General features: G+C 67.4%; 2 protein-coding genes. One reads left to right on the forward strand and one right to left on the reverse strand.

The window, feature by feature from the left end:
* On the reverse strand, positions 1-513 hold a 513-nt coding region (locus ACT84W_RS09805), incomplete at its 3' end, for a TetR/AcrR family transcriptional regulator (RefSeq protein ID WP_444329076.1).
* 214 nt (positions 514-727) lie between these two features.
* Here ACT84W_RS09805 and ACT84W_RS09810 point away from each other — a divergent pair.
* Positions 728-2,330, forward strand: a 1,603-nt coding sequence (locus ACT84W_RS09810; RefSeq protein WP_444329077.1) for a YhgE/Pip domain-containing protein, incomplete at its 3' end; no start/stop codon positions are given.

The following is a 2,330-nucleotide window of genomic DNA, read 5'->3' on the forward strand; positions in this document are numbered from 1 at the left end:
CTCGAAGATCCCGATGATCTTCGCGAGGCGCGACTCGACCGTCGGCAGGACGGCCTTCTTTGCCCCCAGGAGCTCGCGCGTGACGGCGAGCGCGAGGGGGCTCTTGGGCAGCATGCTCGCGGCGAGCACGTCGGCAAGTCCGCGGATGGAGGCGAGCGAGGACGGGGCGTTTGCCACGACGGACTCGATGCTCGCCACGAGCTCGTCGACCTCGCAGTCGAAGATCGCCTCCACGAGCGCGTCCTTGTCCGCAAAGTAGTAGTAGAGGGAGCCCTTGGACATTTGGCAGCGGGCGCTGACCTCGCTCATCTGGAAGTCGGTGCCGTTGTGCTCGGCCATGAGCTCGGTCGCCGCGGACATGATCTTCTCGCGCGTGGCGGCGGACTTGCGCGTCTTGGTCTCGGCGCGCAAGCGGTCCTGGGCGGCGCCCACCGCCCCGTCGCGGGCCGCACGCACTTTGCGCGCATCCTTCTCGATATCGGCCGCGACGTCGCGGCCGGACAGGATTCCCATAAACAAACGCTCCCCTCTGTACTGGGCGATTCTAGCATCAGCCGAAAGCGTTTCTTTACAATTTTGAGCGTTTTTCAAAAAAATTGAACGCTGTCGGTATTGTTGTCCCGTCGATTGGCTACATTGTTTCCTGCAAAACGCTGTTCGCGGCGCACGTGCGCGAGCGGAACCGCGAGATTTACACCCGTCCCCGATTTTTTCGAAAGAGGCACCTGTGCGCAAGGCATGGCAGATATTCAGCCGCGACCTCATGCGGCTGCTGAGAAACCCCGTCGCCGTCGCGGTCACGATCGGCGTGGCCATCATCCCCTCGCTCTACGCGTGGTTCAACATCCTGGCCAACTGGGACCCCTACGAGAACACCTCCACGGTGCCCATCGCCGTGACCATCGAGGACAAGGGCGCCGACATCAAAGACCTCGGCTTCATCAACGCCGGCGACATGATTCACGACCAGCTCGCGGAGAACACCCAGCTCGGCTGGACCTTCATCGACGACGAGAACGAGGCGGTCGAGGGCGTCAAGGCCGGCAAGTACTACGCCGCGTTCGTCGTCCCCTCCGACTTCACCCAGGACCTCGCCGACGTGCTCGACGGCAACACCGACAAGGCCCACATCGCCTACTACGTCAACGAGAAGGCCAACGCCGTCGCGCCCAAGGTCACCGACACCGGCTCCACGACGATCGACGACCAGATCTCCAACCAGTTCGTCGAGGTGGTGGGAAAGACCGTGGCCGAGAAGCTCCAGGGCGCGACGGGCACGGCGGCGAGCGAGCTCGACGGGGCGCGCGACACCGCGGCGGGCGACCTCGCGGGCGCCTCCGGCCAGCTGATCGAGCTCGCGGACGGCATCGACGCCGCCCAAGGCACGATCGGCTCTGCCCGCGACACCGTCGCCTCGGCGAGGCAGACGCTCTCCGAGGTCGGCGAGCGCGCGGGAGGTCTCGGCGACGGGCTCGCGGACACGCTCGACACCCTCGCCGGCACGCGCACCAAGGCGACGGGGCTCGCCGCGCAGCTGGGCAGCGCGCTTTCGACCGGCGCCTCGACGATCGACTCGGTGAGCTCGACCGCCAACTACAACATCGGCCTCATCGCAGGCGACGTGGGCTGGGCAACCGGCCGCCTCGACGCCGCGATTGCGCAGGTGCGCGCCCTCGACGGCGCGACCACGAACGTGCAGGGCGGGCTTCAGCGGGTGCGCGACTGGACGGTGAGCGTCGGCGGCAACGACTACGCCGCGCAGGTGACCTCCAGCATCGACGCGAGCCTCGACGTCACCGCCGAGCTCTCCGCGTCGCAGCAGGCCGCGCTCGACCAGCTGCAGCAGGTCTCAGACGGCCTCAAGCAGACGACTGGCAACATCCAGGGCCTCTCCGACTCGGTGAGCGCGGCGATCAGCCAGGCCACCTCCGGCCTCGCGGGCCTCCAGAAGGACCTCTCGTCCACGACGATGCCGCAGCTCAACGAGGCGCTCGACGGTTTCTCAAACACCGGCGGCAAGCTCGTGGGCACCGCGTCCTCGCTTCCCGCCATGCTCTCGCAGGCGGACAGCGCCCTGTCCGAGCTCGACGGCATCCTCGCTCAGTGCTCGACGACCCTCGACTCCACCTCGGGCTCCGTTCGCGACGCCGCGGGCAAGCTCGACGGCATCGGCGAGGACGTCTCGGCGGTCGAGTCCGCCGAGAACTTCGCCGGCATCAAGGACGTCCTCGGCCTCGACGCCCAGAGCGTCGGCGAGTTCCTCGGCTCCCCCGCCGAGCTCGAGGACATGCCCGTCTACCCGGTGGACAACTACGGCAGCGGCGTCACGC

The organism is Paratractidigestivibacter sp. (assembly GCF_052362415.1).
Classification (GTDB): domain Bacteria; phylum Actinomycetota; class Coriobacteriia; order Coriobacteriales; family Atopobiaceae; genus Paratractidigestivibacter.